This window comes from Wolbachia endosymbiont (group A) of Cydia splendana, from assembly GCF_947179475.1.
Classification (GTDB): Bacteria; Pseudomonadota; Alphaproteobacteria; order Rickettsiales; family Anaplasmataceae; genus Wolbachia; species Wolbachia pipientis.
In genome coordinates, this window is the sequence record NZ_CAMXBP010000001.1 from 836,764 (window position 1) to 857,233 (window position 20,470).

Genomic DNA, 20,470 nt, shown 5'->3' on the forward strand with positions numbered 1-20,470 from the left:
GTTTTAAAAGTGCTATGTTTTTTTTGTATGAAGTGGTTTTAATATTGATTCTAATATTATTCTTTCTCTCTTATTCTAAATTAAAAATTAGTAATAAGATTAAGAACTTACAGCATCAAAATGTTATCATAAATAATTTAATTGATACTGTGAATGATGGGTTTTATATTTGGGATGCAAAAAAACGTATAGAAAAGTTCTCTCCCAATTTACTAATTTTGCTTAATACTGTTTTTTACTCATTTAATGAGTTTGTGAATTTTTTTGAGCAATCAGAAAGCTTAATCAAAAATTTTGTTGAGGCAAAGGAAATAAATAAATCTTTTACTCTAGATTTAAAGTCAAAAGACAGTGAGGTTTATTGCATATGTTACGGTAGAAGCATAATAGATGATTCTAACAATGTGATAGGTGTGCTGTTATGGATAAGGAATGTCTCAGACTGTAAGATAAAGGCTAACGGACTTGAGTTAGAAAATAGTAAGCTTACACAGGAAGTGGAGAGCTATAAAAACGTTTTCAACTCTTTACCATTTCCAATACTAAGATATAACAAGAGTAGAAAGGTGGAATTTTATAACTTGTTTTATGATAAATATGTAGATGGTTCTAAGAAATTTGCTATTACCGGTAGCGCTCATAGCACAAAACCAGGAAGACATGTCATAACTTATAAGAACGAACCTAAGGTTTTCGATTTTGTTAAAATTCCAATACAAGGTTCTGGTAGCATAGTAATGTATGGGAAAGATGTTAGTGATGCAGAGAAATTATATACTGAATTAAACAGTTATTTAGCTACACAGAAAAATTTGCTTGAGAGGTTACCGGTTGCTATAGTAATATATAGTAAGAATCAAAAGCTAAAATTTTATAATAATGCTTTTATAAAAACCTTTCAATTTGACCCAAAATTTTTGGCATCTTACCCAACTTATCACGAAGTTATGCTTTACCTCTTCGAATCTAAAAAGCTTTTAGAAAAAGAGGATTTTCAAACTATTAGTAACCAAAGACATGAGTTGTTCAAAAAATTATTTGAATCGTACGATGATACGATGCACTTCACAAACGGAAAAGCGTTCAGGGTATTAACAATACCCTACGCTTCGGAAGGTTTGCTGTTCTCTTACGAAGAATGCAAAAGATAATACTTAAACTCCTTCTCTCTCTACCATGAGCTGTTTTACTTTCGCTATTGCTCTTGCTGGATTAAGTCCTTTAGGACAAGTTTTTGTGCAATTCATTATTGTATGACAACGATACAACTTGAATGGGTCGTTTAAAACATCAAGTCTTTCACCTGTCTTATTATCACGGCTGTCAGCAATCCATCTGTAAGCTTGTAATAGTATTGCTGGTCCTAAAAATTTATCACTATTCCACCAGTAGCTTGGGCAACCAGTCGAACAGCAAGCACATAATATACAGTCGGACAAGCCATCTAATTTTTTTCTATCTTCAGAAGATTGAGAGTATTCTTTATTTGGTAGGGCAGGCTTATCTGCTTGTAACCAAGGTTTAATTGATTTGTATTGCTCATAAAATTGGCTCAAATCCGAGACTAGGTCCTTTATTACATACATGTGAGGTAATGGATATATTTTTACGTCACCTTTTATATCATGTATAGATCTAGTACATGCAAGAGTATTGGTTCCGTCAATATTCATGGCACAAGATCCACATATGCCTTCTCTACAAGAACGTCTGAAAGTTAAAGTCGAATCTATTTCATCCTTTATTTTTATTAATGCATCAAGTACCATAGGGCCACAACTATCCATATCAATAAAAAATGTGTCTATTCTAGGGTTTTTCTCGTCATCAGCAGACCAACGGTAAATTTGAAATCTTCTGATGTTTTTTGCTCTAGCAGGAATAGGATAAATTTTGCCCTTTTGATTAATTTTAGAATTCTTTGGCAAAGAAAACTGAACCATATCACTTACCTTTTATTGTTTATAGCTAAAACCCTTTGTAGATAACATATTTTATTATCATCTACTATATTTTTATTAAATTCCTTTTAAATCGCACACATATTGTAGCCAAGCGAAGCTAAAATCTCTCTTTCTAGATTTTTCATTATAATTTCTTCATCTTTTTTTTGGTGATCATAACCAAGTAAATGCAGTAATCCATGCACTAACATGTGTGCAATGTGAGCAAGAATGGGTATATAATACTCATGCGATTCTCTTTTTATTGTGTCTATTGAAATTGCTATGTCTCCTAAATCGCACTCATTAGACAATTGTTCATACGGAAATGATAGTACGTTAGTTGGCTTATCCATTTCTCTAAATTTTAAATTAAGTTGATGTAGCAAGTCATCATCAGCCAGAGCTATTGATATATTTGGTTTATAGTGGTCTATTTTTAATTCTTTTAGAGAAGCATTGATGACACCTAATACAAAATTTTTAGGATTTTCTATAATGCTGCACCATTTCTTGTCAAGAATATTTACTTCTAACATGAGTGACACATCAGTAAGGGTGTCATGCAAATAGCTGACACTGGAATCCAAAAAAGAAGAGTTATAGACCCTTGTGTCATGTACACAACTGTACGAATATTGTACACTAGAAGGATGTCATCCCAGTGTCTAGGCACTGGGATCCAGGAATTTTGATTAGACATCAAGTTAGTGAATATAAAAGTAGCTAATCTTATATTAAAACACAACGGCTTTAATGTGGTTGCATTAAGGCTGGATTCCAGTGTCAAGCACTGGAATGACACCTTTGTGTTTGATGCAAAATCGGCTATAACGTTTAATGCACTGCCTTCGAGACAAATATTCATACAGCTGTGCGTTGTGTGCTGAGATGACATCATTTAGGAACTGAAATGACAGGTATTACACATCACTCATCCTTATTATTTCATTCCATTCAATTTCCGAAACTGGGGCAATTGATAAACGTGGTTGTTTTAATATAGTCATATTTTTCAAAAGTGGGTTTTGTTTTATATTATTCAACGTTACTTGGTTATTTAAAGGTTTCAAAAACTTTACATTCACTAATCCGAACTTGGGATCATTAACATGATAATACTCTTTAAATACTTCAACGATTCCAAGTATTGCTTTCTCTTTACCTGTATGATAAAAAAACGCAAGATCGCTTGCTTTCATAATTTTCATGTAATTTTGAGCTTGATAATTGCGCACACCATCCCACTCAACTACCTGCTCCTTTTCCATTTTTTGCCATGAGTATTCACTTGGCTCTGACTTAAGTAGCCAAAATTGCATTATTTTTTTCTTCTTAAGTAAGCTGGTATATCATAGATATTGCTGCCCCACTTAGCTCCTTCGCTTACCTGTTCAGCTGGTTTTGTTTCCAGTGTTTTGTCTTGTGTACTTTCACTTTGACTATATGGCCACTTAAATTTCTCTTTCTCTGAGTCTTCGCTCTGACTTATAGGTGAAGTTTCTGATTTATTATTGCGACCATCAATGCCAGTTGCAAGAACAGAAACTCTAACTCTTCCCTCCATCGCTTGATCAAAAGTAGCACCAAATATTATATTTGCATTTTCATCTACTTCTTCACGCACTCTATTGGCTGCAGCATCAACTTCAAACAGAGTCATATCTCCGCCACCAGTAATGTTAATTAATATTCCTTGCGCACCTTTCATTGATACATTATCAAGCAATGGATTAGATATTGCAGCCTCTGCAGCACTAATTGCTCTATCTTCTCCTTCTGCCTCTCCGGTGCCGATCATCGCTTTGCCCATCTCGCTCATTACTGTTTCTATATCAGCGAAGTCAAGATTGATAAGCCCTGGCATGACCATCAAGTCAGTTACTCCTCTGATGCCAATGTGCAGAACATTATCAGCAAGTTTAAATGCATCAGAAAATGTAGTTTTTTCATTTGCAATTCTAAATAAATTCTGATTTGGAATGACAATAAGTGTATCCACGTATTTTTGCAGTTCTTCAAGTCCAAGCTCTGCAATGCGCATACGGCGCACACCTTCAAAACCGAACGGTTTAGTTACAACTCCAACAGTCAATATCTTTTTTTCTTTTGGCGCTCTATCCTTAACTGCGGCTCTTGCTTCTCTGGCTGCTTTTGCAATTACCGGTGCTGCACCGGTTCCAGTACCACCGCCCATTCCTGCTGTGATGAAAAGCATATGACTATCTTTTATATGCTCCATAATCTCATCAATTGACTCTTCTGCTGCACCTTTGCCAACATCAGGCAAAGCACCAGCACCAAGCCCCTTAGTTAAATTAATGCCAAGCTGAATTTTTTTATCACATAACGACTTTTCTAGTGCTTGAGCATCGGTATTTGCGACAACAAAATTCACTCCTTGCAAATTAGATTGGATCATGTTATTCACAGCATTTCCACCAGCACCACCCACTCCCACAACGGTAATCCTTGGGTGCAATATAGGTAACTCCGGCAGACTAAGATCAATAGACATTTAAATTACTCAAATTTAGCGAATTCACTTGATAATAAGTTACCGCTTTTTTAATAATATGCAAATACTTTTCACTTCTATAGGCGTAAACAGTAAACGGGATTTACTTATTCTTAACATTTATACTAATAAGTGCCGTTAATTATAATAACTAGATTCTTAGATGACATCACTTAACCGATGCAAAAAATAGAAAACGTTTATAAAAAGGGACAGAAACCTATCCCTTTTTATTTTGTTAAAGATTATTAGCTTCCTTATCTTTCTCTTCCCCTTTCAATGCTTCAACCGCAACATCTTTTAATTTTGAGGCAATTTGATATGTTCCATAAAGAACAGCAGCTGCAGCAATTGCCATTATGGCACCCGCAACTATCTGACCAGCAACACCTGTTCCGATAAATCCAGGTAATGAAGCAGCTATTGCTTGATTTGTTCCAACAAAGTAACTGGCAGTCTTAGCAAGAAACCCAGAAGCTTCTGCTGCACTAACAAAGCCTGCTTTCATATGCATTGCTGTAAAGACAACACTTGCAACTGCAAGCGGAAATAATGCTGTTCTCCCTTTATTATGCATAGCGTACTGACCAGCTCCACCAGCTCCACCAGGAATTCCCCAGTATTTTTCAGCTCGTATATATCCTTCTGAAATAGCATGAAAAATGCCATCCCCTTTTCTATACTCATAATTTGTTAATGCCATAACTCTACTCCTTAAATAGAATGTTAAAATTTCATTAAGGAAGCATATAGTAAAAAAAATTGCCTGTCAAGTAAACTAATTTTTTAATATACCTTTATTCTGTAATTGAGCGCTTCAGCAATGTGTGCTCTTTTTACTTCTTCACTTTTTGCAAGATCTGCAATAGTTCTTGCAACTTTTAATACGCGTGTGTAGCCTCGATTGGAAATGTAATTTTCTTTCAGTACGTATTTTAGCAATTCTAACCCTGCCTGATCTGGTTCAGTAAATTTATTAAATGCTTCACCGCTTACTTCTGAATTGCAACGAATATTTAATTCACTATAGCGCTCAGTTTGAACTTTTCTTGCTGCTATCACTCTTTCTCTTATGATTTTAGTACTTTCTCCCTCCACAGAGATTTCAGGAGAGAGTATGCTAACGTTTGGCATTTCAATGCATATGTCTATTCTATCAAGCAATGGGCCTGATATTTTGTTTTTGTAATCTGTGCCACACTTTGGAGCTTTGTTGCACGATCTGCTTGCATCACCTAAATAACCGCACCTGCAAGGGTTCATTGCAGCAATCAGTTGAAAATTTGCAGGGTAGGTTATGTGAGCATTTGCCCTTGCAACGGTAACTTTTCTATCTTCAAGTGGTTGGCGCAGAGAATCAAGCACAAGTCTTGGAAATTCTGGCAACTCATCAAGAAATAACACGCCATTGTGAGCCATGGTAATTTCTCCAGGTTTTGCATTCTTTCCTCCCCCTATCATCGCTGGCATAGAGCATGAATGATGAGGTTCACGAAAGGGACGAGTTACTTTGAATATTTCATTACCAGTTTTTGTTATGCTGGAAATAATATTAACATCAATCATCTCCTGTTCGGTTAAATCAGGCAGCAATCCTATAAAGCGCTTAGCAAGCATTGATTTTCCAGTACCAGGAGGGCCAACAAGAAGCATATTATGCCCACCTGCTGCTGCAATTTCAGCTGCTCTTTTTGCAACAACTTGGCCTTTGATATCCTTCATATCGGGAACCAATCTTTTTTCTTTGGGTGCATCACTATAATTAAAAATTACTGGCTGAATTAATTCCTCACCCTTAAAGTGTCTGATAATATCAGTTAATTTCTCTATAGCCAGAATTGAAACATTCTTCACCCATACAGCTTCTACACCATTTCCTCTCGGGCAAATTACTCCTTTATTGTCCTTTTTTGCATTAATTGCTGTTGGCAGCACACCTGAAACTGGAATAACTCTGCCATCAAGGGCAAGCTCACCCATAATGATATAAGACTGAACTTTTTCAACTGGTATCACATTCATTACAACAAGTAGTCCAATAGCAATAGCCAAGTCATAATGACTGCCTTCTTTCAGCAAATCCGCAGGGGAGAGATTAACTGTAATTCTTTTTGGAGGTAGTAGTAGATTGATTGAATTTAACGCTGCTCTGATGCGCTCTCTGGATTCTGCAACAGTTTTATCCGGCAAGCCAACAATATTGACTGCTAGTACAACATTGCATAATTCTATTATGCCTATTTTGATCAAAATTTGCAAGACTTTTTATGCGAAATACTATGTATAAGTGGTTGTGGTTGATTTCAATTTGATGAATTAACATTCTAATAATATTTTGTTTAGTCTGCCAATCTACCAGATCAAGTTTTGATTCAACACTTGAGGAAAAGTTTTTCAAGCTATCTGTAACAAGGCTCAATTCTTGTTGTAACTTCTTTTGATCGAGTGTTCTTTCTTTCTCTTCTTCAATTTCTTTCAAATGTTGTTTCATTGTTGTGATTCTTGGTTCAAATTCTTCTTGGCTTATAAACCCTTTGGCATAGCTATCAATAAATTTTTTGATACTTAATCTTAGCTTACTTTCTTGCTTTTCACGTGTTTGATTATGTAAAGGCTTTTTGTTCTCTGACAATCTACGTTGATATTCATTTGCAATCCTATCTGGCTCTTTCAGGATACTCTTGACTTCTTCCCATATAACTCCATCTAATACATCAGTGCGTATTGATTTATTATCGCAGATTTTATTGCCATTGAATTTGCTAGAGTTTGTACCAGAGCAACGATAGTAATAATATGTCGACTTTTTATGAACGTGGTTTGTACCGCAATAAGTATATTGACAACGTTGACATACCATTAAATCTTGCAATAAATATGTTTCTCTTCTTTGTCGTACTCTTGCTCTTTGCCTATTTTCAGTTAGTTGTGCCTGTACTGAATCAAATAAAGGCTCATTGATTATTTTTGGTACTGGAATATAAGTCCAGTTCTCTTTATCACTGTTAAAGCGACCACTTTTAAGTTTACCACAAGTTCCTTTTTTTGACTTTTTTACTTGTGGTTTTGAGCATGTCCTAGTTTTACCATAAGCTGCTTTTCCTATATAAGCAGGATTTCTTAACATGTTCCAAATAGTGCTCCTTTTCCAATACCTTTTTCCTGTTCGTGTTATTACCGGTATCTTATTCAGTTCATGTACAACTTCTCCTATACTTGCTCTTTCTTGGCCAACCCGACTAAATATTTTACGCACTATATTTGCCTCTTCTTCATCAACCTCAAATTGAGCACTTCCTTCACCTACATGTTTTGCTATGTAGCGATAACCGTAAGGCGCCCTACCCATCACACTTATACACCCAGCTTTGGCCGCATGAAGTTTACCTCTACGGTTTCGTTCCATAATCTTTGCACGTTCATACTCTGCTATTGCTCCCTGAATCTGTAGAAATAAATGGGAATCCGGATTATCATCAAACTTATGATTCAAAAATACTATTTCAGATCCAGCCTTTTTAAACTCTTCGAGTAAGATCATTTGATATGAAAATTTACGTGATAGCCGATCAGGTGAATGAATGTATATCTTATCAATCTTACCTTCTGCTACTCTATCACGTAAACTCTCTAAGCCAGGACGTTCTAAATTTGATCCACTGTAACCATTATCGATGAACCTATGCTCATCTAACAATTCATGTCCATCACTACTAATGCGACGCTCCAATTCTACAATCTGACTCTCTATTGTATTCTCCTGTGCCTGTTGTCTTGATGAAACTCTTGCATACAAGCTTACCGTTGTCATTTTCTTCTACCTCCTTTGTTTTACATTTCAATAATTGTTCATAAGCATTTGCCAAATATGTACCCGCCAACCTGTGAGGTTCATAACGGCAATTAATAGTTAATTCCCCTTTTTGCATGTTTTTCTTCCTGTGAATTTTTTTATAGGTTAGGAGACTTCTATTAAACTAAACCAATGCACACCTTATTGTAAGAAAGCTATCTAGTTTACACACATTCTCCCTAATTAAATATACAAGATTTGAAAAAATTATGTCCAAAAAATCTTTGCTTAAATTATCATATTATGTATGATATAGCTTATTTAAAGTATCATGAATGTTTATCCAAGTAATGAATTCTGGGAGAGTGATTTAGAAGTTCCTGTTAACCTTTTACTAGAACGTTTTCAGGATTCTAATGTACGTCAATTTTGGTTAGATTCGCTTTCTGGTAAACAACTGAGCATCATTTTTCAGCATTGCTTTAAAAAGCATTTAAATGGGCAACTTTTTCAGGACGGAGATTATGACGATAGATCCACTCAACAAAAACGTAAGATACTTACCAGTTACTCTGACTCTCTTTTTGACTATTATCTCATTAGCTACTTTGATCGTACAAAACTTGAGGCTACAGTTAGTGAAGTAGCAAGATTTGCTCTGACTGAGAAGTTAATGAGATCGTACCTGGTAAAAAACAATACCAAGTATGATAAAAGATCCTTATTGTTTTTACTATTTCACATAAATTGTGAACTTCTAAAATCTGTCTATCACTTTGATAAAGTACAAAAGAAAGGTTTCGTATCATTTGCTTTACAGAAATCACCAAGACAAATACATACTTCATTTAAGGAATTTATGTCACAAGAAGCTGTAGAGCAGATACTTAAGGATGATGACCAGTTGCAGGGTTTTTTCCATCACCAAGATCGAATATATATGTTTGTACGTCGAGGAAGTGACATGGATTTACTGCTTAATTCAAATAAAGTTGTTCATGGTCATAAACCTGAGTGGATGATTTTAGATTTTTCGCTTGATGGTACACAGGTTAATCTCTGTGCTAAAAATACTAATAAAGCTGTGGAAATAGCAAATAGCATTGTAAGTGGGTATTTTAACTGCGAATGTACTTTCGTAAATATAAAAGATAAGAACTTTCCACTACAAGTGCATAAGTTTCTTCAAGCATGTATAGATGGTTCTGACCCTGACATTTGTATATTTGAGTTAAATTTTAAGTCAGATTATTTTAAAAATAGTAATACATATCTTACTTTAAGTGTAAAACCGTATGATCCTATTGCACCAGAGTTACATATTTTAAAGCCAGCTATTGGCAACATACTACAATCTATTCAATCAGCTAAAGTAATGTTCCAAAACAAAAAGGTAACATTTTCTTTCAAAATAAGTGGGGAAGTTTATTATTCAGAGCATCCACTCAATAAAAAAGAAAGAGAGGACCTGAAGAAACATATGGAACAATCTTATGGTCTTAAAATTCTTTCACGAGCAAATTGCTGATCTTTTAAGTTCAAATGGTTCCTGGATTAATCCAAGCCAAAATCATATTAAAGCAGCAAGATACTTATTCGATCTTGGATTGATAAAAATGCAAGAAAGGTATTATATTGTTTGCTCTCGTGAAGAAGATCATCTTGATTGGCCAAATGTAATTGATTCAAGTTGTAGCAATGAGATTTTTATCGATTCAGACTTTGATGAAGCATGTGATGACGCTATTTGTGAAAACTGTTCTCGTCATATTCTGCCTAATACTTATCAAAAACAGAGATTTCATCTCTTATCCATATACTTAAATACAGAAAAGGTCATAGACTGGTTTGAAACAAAGTTGAATGATTCAAAACTTATGTGGGAAAAAGTGGAAAAAGGAGTTTATTATATTTGTAATCAAGGTCGTATTGTAAATCTAATAATCCTTGATTTTTGTACTGATGCGATATTTTTAACTATAGATAAACTTAGAGTCCACCCTACAGTTCTCATCACTCTAAAAAAAGATATACCAAATCTATTACTGAATCTATATGTAGTGCCAATGGTGAAACTGTTTTGTCAGCTTAAGACTGTAACTGAGATCATACGCGTCAAGTTAAGGAAATAAAGGTATGAAAGAGATAGAATAATAAGGTATAAGTTCTCCCAGATATACTTTTAGTGAGAGAACCAATGAATAAAATAACTTGCTTATCAAAAAAGCTCAAAGAATTTTTTAATGAAAAAGCAGAGAAAATCTCAATTACAACAAGGTTTATAAAAAGAAAGAGAAAGCTAAAAGGTTCATCATTCGTAAAAGCCATGGTCTTGGGTAATATAGGAGTTGATAATTGTAGCGTAGAAACAATGTGTCAATTACTAAACGAGGACTCGATAGATATAACAAAACAAGGTTTGGATTTTAGATTTACTGAAGAAGCAGTGGAATTTATGAAAAGGATGTATAATGAATCTGTGATTCTCTTTAAAAATATCTTGCAAGTTGATTGCAAAATCTTACAGCAATTTAATAGTGTTAAATTATTGGACAGTAGCTATATTACTCTACCTAACAGTATGGAAGAGATGTATAAAGGTTATGGTACTAGCTACAGTGGCTATGAAAGCAATACTAAGTCTGGAATAAAGTTACAATTAGTTTTCGACTACATGAATCAGATAATAGACCAACTTAATTTAACGGAGGGGGTAAGATCAGACCAGGGATATAGGAAACATTTAAGTAATATATTAAGCAATGATTTGCTAATATCTGATCTCGGTTATTTTGTGCCAAGTTCTTTTAAACAAATCAATGAAATAGGAGCTTATTTCATAAGTCGTTATAAATCCGATACCAACATATATGATGTAGAAACAAATCAAAAAATGGAGTTATTAGAATGTTTAGAGGATAAGTTATTTTTAGAAAACGAGGTATTGTTAGGAAAAGAAGCAAAAATTAGAGTAAGAATTATATGTCAGAAACTAACTGAAGAACAGTCTATGGCCAGAAGAAGGAAAGCTAATAGATTAGCAAGATCGCAGGGATATACATCCTCTAAAAGAAATCAAAAATTGTTGAACTGGTCAATATTTATAACTAATGTTCCAGAAAATAAAATTAGTGCTGAGCAAGTATTAACGATTTACAGAGTAAGGTGGCAAATTGAGTTATTATTTAAATTGTATAAAAGCCATATCAGGCTTGATAAGCTAAAAGGAAAGCCATGCAGAGTATTATGTGAACTATATGCTAAATTGTGCGCAATTCTTATATTTCGCGGCATAGTTGGTTGCACAGAAGTGAAAAAGAATACAGAACTTAGCTTAACAAAGGCATTTATTGAGCTAAAAAGGCGGGTTAGAGAGTTATTTTTAGTATTAACCAAAATTAATAGTTTAAAAGCATTTCTTAAAAAACTCACTATAACTTGGTCGCGATTTTCATTAAAAGACAAACGTAGAAGGGCTAGAGTATCCACTTTAACCTCTCTAAATTTGCTCACAATCTCTTAACTTGACGCGTATGGTTATGATAAGGGGGCTGGCGAAACTTGTAAAGGAATTTTTTACATCTAATTTATAGCTCCCTGCATGATATCACGTATTATCTATACCAAGGAGTTCTGCTTGTAGATATTATACCAACAATCCACTATTTTTTTTATGTCTTGTGGTTTAGTTTCTGGACCTATACTGATTCTAATTGAACACTCTGCTTGCTCTTTTGTTGCCCCCATTGCAAGCAAAACATGGGAAGGCTCAACTTTTCCAGAAGAACATGCGGAGCCATTACTAACTGCAATATGATTCAAGTCAAAATGCATAAGCTGCACATCACTCTTTACTCCTGGCATATAAATAAAACTTGTGTTTGGCAGCCTCTTAGAGTTTTTACCGAAGATTCTTATGTCACTGGCAAGATTTAATAATTCACACTCTAATTGATCACGTAGCTCCTTTACTTCATCCATTTTTGATAGAAGGTCTGGAATATTTTGCAGTGCAGCAGAAAGGCCTGCAATCGCAACAATATTTTCCGTACCACCACGAAATCCCTTCTCTTGTCCACCACCTATTATAATAGGTTCTATCGCAAGTTCTTTATTGAATATTAAAACTCCACTGCCTGCTACACCGCCAAATTTATGGGCGGATAAAGTGAGTAAATCCACTCCTAAATCTTCCATATTAACTTTAATTTTCCCAACACTTTGAGCAGTGTCAGTGTGGCAAATTGCTCCAAACTTGTGTACTATTTTAGCTATTTCCTCAATAGGTTGAATAACTCCGGTTTCGTTATTTGCCATCATAACTGAAACTATTGCTTTGTTTCCTTTAAGTTCGCTTAGAATTTTTTCTAGCTCTAAAAAGTCAACAATGCCCTCCTGATTAACAGGTATTATATATGGATTACATGCAGAATTAAGAATTGAAGGATGCTCTATAGCTGAAATTATATGCAGGTAGCCTGCTATTCCTCTCATAACAAGGTTATTCGCTTCAGTTGCACCAGACGTAAAAACTATTTCTTTATCACTTGAGACGCCAATAGCACCACGTACGTTATCTCTTGCATCCTGAAGAATCTTCCTCGCTTCTTGTCCTCTTTTATGTAGTGATGATGGATTGAGCGTTTGTTTTAACAAGACCTCAAATATACTTTTTTTTACATTTTCACTAATTGGAGCAGTTGCATTGTAATCAGCATATACGCAACCACTATTTTCTAAAGAGAATGGACTCATCTGTCACTTAAATAAGTTTACCATCAACTATAGCCATAACTATGTACGTTAGCTTTAACACGATAAAAAATTTATTGCAAAAACAGCGAAATTAATACATAATTAATAACTCACGTCATTAATACCTGTCAAGCGGGTTCTTATTAGGGGTTACCATGGTTGAAGTTTTTTTGAATAATGCAACAAGAAAGATAGAAGGTGAATACCACCAAAGCAAAGATGCCAACGCGCCGGTTGTGCTGGTTTTACATCATCATCCTCAATATGGTGGTAATATGGATAGTAAAATTGTACATAGTACATATACGTCTTTTATCGATAACAATTTTTCTGCATTGAAGATTAACTTTCGTGGTGTGGGAAAATCTACCGGAACTTTTGATAAGGGTATAGGAGAATTAACTGACGCTGCGGTAGCCATTGATTGGCTTCAGGAACATAATCTTAGCAATGTTTCAATTTGGATCGCTGGTTTTTCTTTTGGAGCATGGGTGGCTATGCAGCTAACAATGCGCCGCCCTGAGATAGTGGGTTTTATTGCTCTTTCTCTTCCGGTAACTAAGTACGATTTTTCTTTTCTTTCTCCCTGTCCAGTTTCTGGGCTTATAATACAAAGCAGTAATGATACAATCTCAGAAGAAAGCGATGTAACAGAATTAGCAAAAAGGTTGATAAATTCAGTAAGAAGTGATCACATGAAATACCATATAATAGATGATACTAATCACTTTCTAAAGGATAAAGAAGAGGAAGTGACTCAAATCGTGGACAATTATATAAAACTGCGCTTGAATAGTGCAACTATTTCTTTTCAAAAGGTCAAAAAAGAGGTAAGGGTAAAAGAATATGCCTAATCTTTACAAACAAGAGAAATGAGTGTAGTAATATAAATGAAAAGGTTTTGTTATGTTTAAAAAGCTATTATTTTTTGTTTTAGCTGTGTTTATGTTATCGGGGTGTTCCCTAAGTAAACAGCGTAAGTTAAAAAGTCCGTGTATAAAAAGCAATGAAAGCATTTCATGCGAGTTGTACTCTGTTAATGATCATTGGTTAGATAAGTATAAGGCATAGAAATTGTGCTATTTTTCCTATTCACAACTTCACTAATGATCGATCTCTCAATTGGAAAATGCAGTCTGCCTTTTCTGCAAGGAGATGATTGTGTGTTACTATAAGCATAGAGCTGTTATTTTCCTTTACGTATGAATGTAGCAGTAAAAACACGTTAAAAGAATTTGTTGGATCTAAATTTCCTGTTGGCTCATCTGCAAGTAAAAGCTTTGGAGAATTTACAATGCTTCTTGCAATTGCAACTCTCTGCCTTTCCCCACCCGAAACTTCAGATACCATGCTACTTGCTTTGTTTTCCAGACCAAATTTTTCCAACATTGCTTGCGAATTTTTTTTTGCTTCAGCTTTGCTTTTTCCTGCAATGAGTTGAGGAAGCATAATATTTTCCAACACCGATAACTCTTGTAACAAATAGTGAAATTGATAAACAAAACTAAGAAAATTTCTTCTTACATGAGTTTTATGCTTATTACTGGCTTGTGTGCAATTTATTCCACCTATCGTAACTATACCTGAAGTTGGCTTGTCCAACAAGCCTGCGATTTGCAATATAGTTGTTTTCCCTGCACCTGAATCGCCAATCAGCGCTACTACTTGCCCTCTTGTGACACTTAAGTTGATATCCTTTACAACAGCAGAATTGTTCTTGAAGCTTTTATCTACGGAAGTTAGTTCTAGTGCTACATTACCACCCATGTTTAAAAGATCCAGAAGGCATCTAAGTTTTAGTAATAATTAAACCGAAAAACTGTTACCACAACCACATTGAGACTTAGCAAAGGCATTCTTTATTTGAAAACCAGAACCACTGAGATCCTCAGTATAATCTATAACTGAGTTATTTAAAAATTTTGCTGAACAATTATCAACCATTAATACAGGATTACCATTTTCATCATTAATTACTATATCTTTACCTTTTTCGCTAAAACTGGAATGGCTTCTATAGTCCTCGCTTTCTTCATAATCATCATCTTCGTCTTCGTCATCAAACTCATCATCGTAATCATCATCTTCATCATCCAAAGATAGATTTTTATTCATTTGATCCATAAGAAAATTGTATTTGAAGCCAGAACATCCACCGCCTGAAACTGCAACCCGTAAAACGGAACTCTTATCTCCTTCCTGCTCTGCAAGAGAGTGGATTTTTTTTAGTGCATTATCAGTTAAGTTGATGTTGTAATTTGTTGACATAGTAACCACCGTTTATTATTGATAACTTATTATAGTAGAAATTTTACATGTCAAACAATAATTTTCTATTAAATTATGCATGTTTTCCAAGCAAAACAAAAGGGAGATACTTCAAAGAGCCAGAAGATGAGAATCGCAGCTGCTTTCAGCGTGATAGGGACCGTATCATTCACTCTAATGCGTTTAGAAAATTGGAGTACAAAACACAAGTTTTTATCAATTATGAGCACGACTACTATCGCACTCGGCTTACTCATAGCCTTGAAGTTGCACAAATTGCAAGGTCCATTGCGCGTAGACTTGGCTTAAATGAGGATATCACTGAATGCATAGCGCTTGCACATGACCTTGGTCATCCTCCATTTGGTCATGCAGGTGAAGATGCTCTAAAGAAATCAATTCAAGATTTGAATCTTGATAACGAGAAGTATGAGTTTGATCATAATGTTCAAGCTATAAGGATTTTAACTTATCTTGAACAAAAACATGCTGATTTTGATGGTATGAATCTAAGTTGGGAGGTGATTGAAGGAGTTGCAAAACATAACGGTCCCTTGCTTGGTCAAAACGCGGAGTCTTCTACAAGTAATCAGCTGTTATTAGAATACAACAAAAAATATGATCTAAAACTTGAAGAATTTTCAAGCATTGAAGCGCAAGTTGCTTCAATTGCCGATGATATTGCTTACAGTGTTCACGATCTTGATGATGCACTCAGGGCGAATTTAGTAACCATCGAAGATTTGCTGAATGTTCCTTTAATTGAAAAAATGTTTAAAGACATAAGGAGCAGATATTCAGAATTGCCTCAGAGCAAACTCATACATGAATCACTGAGTGGAACTATAGGAACTATGATAAGTGATGTTGTTTCTCAGACTGAAAGAAATATTGAAGATCACAAAATAAAAAGCGTAGAAGACGTAAGAAGTCTAAATAAAATGCTAGTCACATTTTCACCAGAAGTTGCGAATGCTACAAAAGAAATGAAAAGATTCAACATGGAGAAAATATACAGAAGCTATAAACTGAGTAGAACGATGAACAAAGCAAAACGCATAATACAGGAACTCTTTCAATGTTTTTATGAAAACCCAGGATTACTTCCCACAGAGTGGAGCAAACTCGCTTGTGAATCTCAGCGTTCAGTAATAATATGTGACTATATCTCAGGTATGACAGATAGATTTGCTATACACGAGCACAGAAGAATTTTTGATACCTCATACGAAATGACTTCTTTCTAATGACTGATGATCATTTCATGTCAATTGCATTAAGGCTTGCAGAAAAAAATCTTGGAAATGTTGCACCAAATCCTGCTGTCGGGTGTGTTATTGTAAAGGATGGTACAATTGTTAGTGAGGGATACACAGGGATTGGTGGGCGTCCGCATGCGGAGGTAGTCGCTTTGCAAAACGCTAAAGATTCAACTCATGGCGCAACTATATATATCACTCTTGAGCCATGTTGTCATCACGGAGTCACGGGGCCTTGCACTGCAAAAATCATAAAAGCTAGCATAAAAAGAGTAGTAATTGCAACTATTGACCCAGATAGTAGAGTTTCAGGCAGAGGCATGAAAGCTCTGAAAGAAGCAGGAATTGAAGTTGAGCAAGGTATTATGCAAAAAGAGGCAAAAGAACTGAATGTCGGTTTTTTCACCACTAAAGAATTACATAGACCATTTATAGCTTGCAAAGTCGCAACAACTCTTGACGGAAAAATCGCAACATTTACAGGCGATAGCAAATGGATAACAAGTGAAAATACGAGAAACTGGGTGCATGAGCTCAGAACGAAATATGATGCAATTATGATTGGCAGCAATACTCTTATTAATGATGATCCACTCTTAACTTGCAGATTACCAGGACTCGGAAGTAGATCGCCAATAAGGCTAATTATAGATAGTCAAGGGAGATTAAAGGAAGAGCATAACATTGCAAAGACTGCAGACAAAGTAATAACTTGGGTCATCACAAATAAAGAAGTAGAGAAAAAAATAAAAAACATTAACTACTTAGTAGTTAATTCAAGCAACGCAGGTAAGGTTTGCCTAAAGGACATGGCATTAAAACTTGTTTCAGAAATTGGTATAACAAGATTATTAGTTGAAGGTGGAGGAGTATTAATCACAGAACTATTAAAGTGTAATTTAATCGACAGGTTGATAATATGCCGCAGTGGTAAAATTTTAGGCAATGATGCCACTCCTTTTGTAGGAGATTTAGGGATTCAATTCATTAACAACTGTTATCAGTTAAAAAAAACAAAGATAATAGAGTTTAGTGAGGATATAGTTGAGGTTTGGGATAGGTCGTCATAATCCTTACATACTCAAACAGTAAAAAAAAGGTATCCGTTCAGCGGAGCGGTAAAATAAAAAGTAGACAAGGAGTGCTAAAAACATAATATCACAAGTAGTATGTGTGGTAAATATGTCTGATCTACTAGCTAGTCTTCTCAAGCTCTGTGAAAGCTTTAAAATAGAGATAGAGCAACTAAAAGCAGAGATAAAGAGGTTAGAGATAGAAAACGAAAATTTTAGATCTGAGAATAAGGCGCTAAGAATCGAAAATGCTGAATTGAAAGAAAGACTAGGTCTGAATTCACAAAATTCATCGATAACGAGCTCAAAAGAGTTATACAAGCTAAAGAAGAAAAAGAAAAAAAGTGACAGGAAAATAGGGGCACAGATTGGGCATGAAGGAAAGTATCGCCCTAAAATGGAAGCAGATGAAGTGGTGAAAATAGAGTTCTTGCGAGTGCGGAGGAGAAATTGCGATATCGAAAGAGCCATACATTCATCAAAAAGTTGATTTGCCAGCTTATGTTGTGGAATACCAATGGCCGCTGTTGCAAGTGTGGAAAAAGAAAAAGTAGCAGGCTACCAGAAGGTGTTACTGCGGATACATTTGGTCCAAAAGTTAAGTCAACAATTGCGGCGCTGAGCGGATTTTACAAGAACTCGAAAAGAGAAGTAGCAAATATTATAAAAAATATTTTCAACCTGGACATCAGTGTTGGTAGCGTGTCAAATAGCGAGGCTAGAGTTGCAGAAAAATGCCAAGAAGCATATGAGCAAATCGAGCAAGAAGTAAGTAAAAGTGAAGTTCTGCATATCGATGAAACGAGCCATTATAACAAAGGTAAACTTGGTTGGTGCTGGATGTTTGCCAGTAATACAGCAAGTTTTATAAAATTGACAGAGTCAAGAGGAATGAAGGTTTTACAAAATAGTAAGTTCTGCAATCGCAATAGCTTACGACAGGTACGCAGCATACAACTACTTTGCCGATAAGAACAGGCAAATCTGTTGGGCACATTTATCAAGAGATTTTGAAAGATTAGCACATAGTTGAAGTTAAAGTTCTGGGCTGTTACTTAAGAAACGTAGCCACTGAATTATTTGCACTAAAAAAGGCCTTGCTAAAAAATGAGATAGATGTTTTTAGATTTACCAGACGTGCCAGAAAATTGCGAAAACGTACAAGGTATTACTTGAAGCCGTTTACCTGAAGCAATTGGAGCTTCTCGAGTTGCAAAAAATATTTTGAAATCTGAAAGAATGATGTGGAAATTTTTAGATGACCCAGAAAATATTCCGCTGACAAATAACCATGCTGAACGGCAAATACGGCATTATGTCGTTTATCGCAAAAATTCATATTTTACCCAATCGAAGCGGGGAACTTGAACGGATAATTTCATTATACTTGACATGGAAACAAATGGGCTTTCCAAAACCTCTTATCTATCATCTCTCACACCGCTTAGCTGAACGGATACAACCCAAGAAAGGTTTTTCTACGTCATACCGCCGCGGTATCTCAGCATAGATTCCGCTAACGAGTAGCGGAATGACGCATTTGTTGTTTTTTAAATTGTAGGTAAACCTAAGCCACTTTAGCTATATAGGGTCACAACAATAGATTTTTAAGATCGTTTACGGCCTTCTTAATATCTTCAGCCTTGAATATCGCCGATCCCGCAACTAAAATATCAGCACCTGCTTTTATTATATCAGCTGCGTTAGAAAAGTTAATTCCACCATCTACTGAAATTTGTGTTTTAAGATTACGCTCCTGTATCATTTTTTTTATAGTAGATATCTTGTTCAACTGTGAATGAATAAATTCCTGCCCTCCAAAGCCAGGGTTGACTGTCATAATCAGCACAATATCTAGCTCATGTATTATATATTCAAGCACACTTGGGGAAGTTGAAGGAACAATTGAAACTCCAACTTGAATCGGTTTTTTTTCGTCGTTTACATTTTTGTATGACTTTATCTTTCTTATCAACCTCTCAAGGTGTATCTCTGCTTCTGCATGTACAGTGATAATATCAGCACCAGCATTTATAAAGCTTTCAATGTGGTTACCAGGAGATTTGACCATTAAATGCACATCAAAAGGAAGATTGCTATATTTACGTATTGCAGAAACAACGCTAGGACCAATTGTAATATTTGGAACGAAATTCCCATCCATAACGTCTATGTGTATGTAATCTACACCTAAATCGCTAATTTTTCTTACTTCTTCCCCTAATTTTGCAAAATCTGCTGAAAGTATAGAAGGTGCAATTTTAATACTCATGAGCTGCCTTTTTTGCTAAAAAATAACTTATTTTTAAAACTCTGTCACCCTAAGCACCATCTGAGTAGCTAGAGACCGATATCGGTATGCCTATTTAACTAGATCTTAAATTAGATAAAAAAAGGTAGTCTTGATAAAACTTATTTACAGCAAGTTTTTTTACATTTGGACTTTCTGTTTGTTCTTTTTTGTACCCTAATTTATAGCTTATTGAATCCTTGTATAAACTGATCGTTTTGTATGCTTTGTTCATCTCTCTAGGAAAGATGCCGTTAGCAATTACGACGCATAACCCTGTAGCTGTTGCAAAAGCTAGAGTGGTAAATGCTAGATTTTGTAAAAAATTCCTTCCACTAACTTTTTTTTCCTGTATATTAGCAGAGTGCGATTTGTTTGACACTTCTTCTAGATATTCATGCCATATGTGATTGCAGTTCGTACATTTTACCTTTCTTCCAGATGCACCTATTTGCTTAGGAGATACTAAGTAAGTTTTAGTACAACTATTACATTGTATTTTCATAGCACTTACATATAAGTAGTAACAAGCCCAAATGATACGAGCTACAAATTTAATATCAATATATAT

At 35.1% G+C, this 20,470-nt stretch carries 20 protein-coding genes and 1 pseudogene; 8 read left to right on the forward strand and 13 right to left on the reverse strand.

The genetic code is table 11. From position 1 onward, the window contains the following. The first annotated feature begins 14 nt into the window (after window positions 1–14). On the forward strand, window positions 15–1,151 hold the full coding sequence (locus OM961_RS04175; RefSeq protein WP_010962793.1) for a hypothetical protein: 1,137 nt from the start codon (window positions 15–17) through the stop codon (window positions 1,149–1,151). Window positions 1,152–1,154: 3 nt separating this feature from the next. Here OM961_RS04175 and OM961_RS04180 read toward each other — a convergent pair whose 3' ends face one another. From OM961_RS04180 to OM961_RS04215, 8 genes are all read right to left on the reverse strand, one after another. Beyond that, window positions 1,155–1,943, reverse strand: coding sequence for a succinate dehydrogenase iron-sulfur subunit (locus OM961_RS04180; RefSeq protein WP_010082472.1), 789 nt, complete (start codon window positions 1,941–1,943; stop codon window positions 1,155–1,157). An 86-nt stretch (window positions 1,944–2,029) separates the two neighbouring features. Continuing rightward, window positions 2,030–2,482, reverse strand: a complete 453-nt coding sequence (gene ybeY / locus OM961_RS04185) for an rRNA maturation RNase YbeY (RefSeq protein ID WP_010082473.1) — start codon at window positions 2,480–2,482, stop codon at window positions 2,030–2,032. Then, entirely contained in the window at window positions 2,476–2,811 is a 336-nt protein-coding gene (locus OM961_RS04190; protein ID WP_173862870.1) for a WPE palindromic element domain-containing protein, read from the reverse strand. The genes ybeY and OM961_RS04190 overlap by 7 nt, the downstream gene beginning before the upstream one ends. A gap of 55 nt (window positions 2,812–2,866) precedes the next feature. Continuing rightward, window positions 2,867–3,265, reverse strand: coding sequence for an EVE domain-containing protein (locus tag OM961_RS04195; RefSeq protein WP_007549395.1), 399 nt, complete (start codon window positions 3,263–3,265; stop codon window positions 2,867–2,869). Next, on the reverse strand, window positions 3,265–4,461 hold the full coding sequence (gene ftsZ, locus OM961_RS04200) for a cell division protein FtsZ (RefSeq protein WP_010962790.1): 1,197 nt from the start codon (window positions 4,459–4,461) through the stop codon (window positions 3,265–3,267). The genes OM961_RS04195 and ftsZ overlap by 1 nt, the downstream gene beginning before the upstream one ends. 238 nt (window positions 4,462–4,699) lie before the next feature. Further along, window positions 4,700–5,164, reverse strand: coding sequence for a hypothetical protein (locus OM961_RS04205; protein ID WP_264339467.1), 465 nt, complete (start codon window positions 5,162–5,164; stop codon window positions 4,700–4,702). A gap of 83 nt (window positions 5,165–5,247) precedes the next feature. Next, entirely contained in the window at window positions 5,248–6,711 is a 1,464-nt protein-coding gene (locus OM961_RS04210) for a YifB family Mg chelatase-like AAA ATPase (RefSeq protein ID WP_264339468.1), read from the reverse strand. Further along, the gene (locus OM961_RS04215; protein WP_264339469.1) at window positions 6,641–8,272 is read right to left on the reverse strand and encodes a recombinase family protein; all 1,632 of its coding nucleotides are present in this window, start codon (window positions 8,270–8,272) and stop codon (window positions 6,641–6,643) included. The genes OM961_RS04210 and OM961_RS04215 overlap by 71 nt, the downstream gene beginning before the upstream one ends. Before the next feature lie 313 nt (window positions 8,273–8,585). Here OM961_RS04215 and OM961_RS04220 point away from each other — a divergent pair, with 313 nt between their 5' ends. The 3 genes from OM961_RS04220 to OM961_RS04230 all read left to right on the forward strand — a co-directional run bounded on the left by OM961_RS04220 (window position 8,586) and on the right by OM961_RS04230 (window position 11,777). Next, complete coding sequence (locus OM961_RS04220) at window positions 8,586–9,782, forward strand: hypothetical protein (RefSeq protein ID WP_264339470.1); 1,197 nt, start codon at window positions 8,586–8,588, stop codon at window positions 9,780–9,782. Further along, on the forward strand, window positions 9,748–10,386 hold the full coding sequence (locus tag OM961_RS04225) for a hypothetical protein (protein WP_264339471.1): 639 nt from the start codon (window positions 9,748–9,750) through the stop codon (window positions 10,384–10,386). Before OM961_RS04220 ends, OM961_RS04225 begins: the two co-directional genes overlap by 35 nt. A 65-nt stretch (window positions 10,387–10,451) precedes the next feature. Next, the gene (locus OM961_RS04230; RefSeq protein ID WP_264339205.1) at window positions 10,452–11,777 is read left to right on the forward strand and encodes an IS4 family transposase; all 1,326 of its coding nucleotides are present in this window, start codon (window positions 10,452–10,454) and stop codon (window positions 11,775–11,777) included. Window positions 11,778–11,872: 95 nt separating this feature from the next. Here OM961_RS04230 and OM961_RS04235 read toward each other — a convergent pair whose 3' ends face one another. Beyond that, entirely contained in the window at window positions 11,873–13,009 is a 1,137-nt protein-coding gene (locus tag OM961_RS04235; protein WP_264339472.1) for a cysteine desulfurase family protein, read from the reverse strand. A gap of 155 nt (window positions 13,010–13,164) precedes the next feature. Here OM961_RS04235 and OM961_RS04240 point away from each other — a divergent pair, with 155 nt between their 5' ends. Further along, window positions 13,165–13,863, forward strand: coding sequence for an alpha/beta hydrolase (locus tag OM961_RS04240; RefSeq protein ID WP_264339473.1), 699 nt, complete (start codon window positions 13,165–13,167; stop codon window positions 13,861–13,863). Between the two features lie 238 nt (window positions 13,864–14,101). Here the strand turns inward: OM961_RS04240 and OM961_RS04250 are convergent, their stop codons facing one another. Together OM961_RS04250 and OM961_RS04255 are read right to left on the reverse strand one after the other, a co-directional pair. Continuing rightward, on the reverse strand, window positions 14,102–14,776 hold the full coding sequence (locus OM961_RS04250; RefSeq protein ID WP_264339474.1) for an ABC transporter ATP-binding protein: 675 nt from the start codon (window positions 14,774–14,776) through the stop codon (window positions 14,102–14,104). Between the two features lie 39 nt (window positions 14,777–14,815). After that, the gene (locus tag OM961_RS04255) at window positions 14,816–15,277 is read right to left on the reverse strand and encodes a HesB/IscA family protein (protein ID WP_164224387.1); all 462 of its coding nucleotides are present in this window, start codon (window positions 15,275–15,277) and stop codon (window positions 14,816–14,818) included. 47 nt (window positions 15,278–15,324) lie between these two features. On the opposite strand from OM961_RS04255, the gene OM961_RS04260 reads away from it, so the two are divergent. The 3 genes and pseudogenes from OM961_RS04260 (at window position 15,325) to tnpC (ending at window position 19,057) form a co-directional block, all read left to right on the forward strand. Beyond that, window positions 15,325–16,524 carry a deoxyguanosinetriphosphate triphosphohydrolase gene (locus tag OM961_RS04260; protein WP_174515840.1) on the forward strand — a complete coding sequence of 400 codons (1,200 nt, stop codon included), beginning with the start codon at window positions 15,325–15,327 and terminating at the stop codon, window positions 16,522–16,524. Next, complete coding sequence (gene ribD / locus OM961_RS04265; protein ID WP_182320453.1) at window positions 16,524–17,606, forward strand: bifunctional diaminohydroxyphosphoribosylaminopyrimidine deaminase/5-amino-6-(5-phosphoribosylamino)uracil reductase RibD; 1,083 nt, start codon at window positions 16,524–16,526, stop codon at window positions 17,604–17,606. Before OM961_RS04260 ends, ribD begins: the two co-directional genes overlap by 1 nt. A gap of 112 nt (window positions 17,607–17,718) precedes the next feature. Continuing rightward, a pseudogene (tnpC, locus tag OM961_RS04270) lies at window positions 17,719–19,057 on the forward strand (IS66 family transposase). Between the two features lie 143 nt (window positions 19,058–19,200). Here the strand turns inward: tnpC and rpe are convergent. Together rpe and OM961_RS04280 are read right to left on the reverse strand one after the other, a co-directional pair. Further along, window positions 19,201–19,881, reverse strand: a complete 681-nt coding sequence (gene rpe, locus OM961_RS04275) for a ribulose-phosphate 3-epimerase (RefSeq protein WP_182309494.1) — start codon at window positions 19,879–19,881, stop codon at window positions 19,201–19,203. A gap of 94 nt (window positions 19,882–19,975) precedes the next feature. Continuing rightward, a complete protein-coding gene (locus OM961_RS04280) occupies window positions 19,976–20,404 on the reverse strand; it encodes a zinc-ribbon domain-containing protein (protein ID WP_010962781.1) in 429 nt (142 codons plus the stop codon). Window positions 20,405–20,470 lie beyond the last annotated feature (66 nt).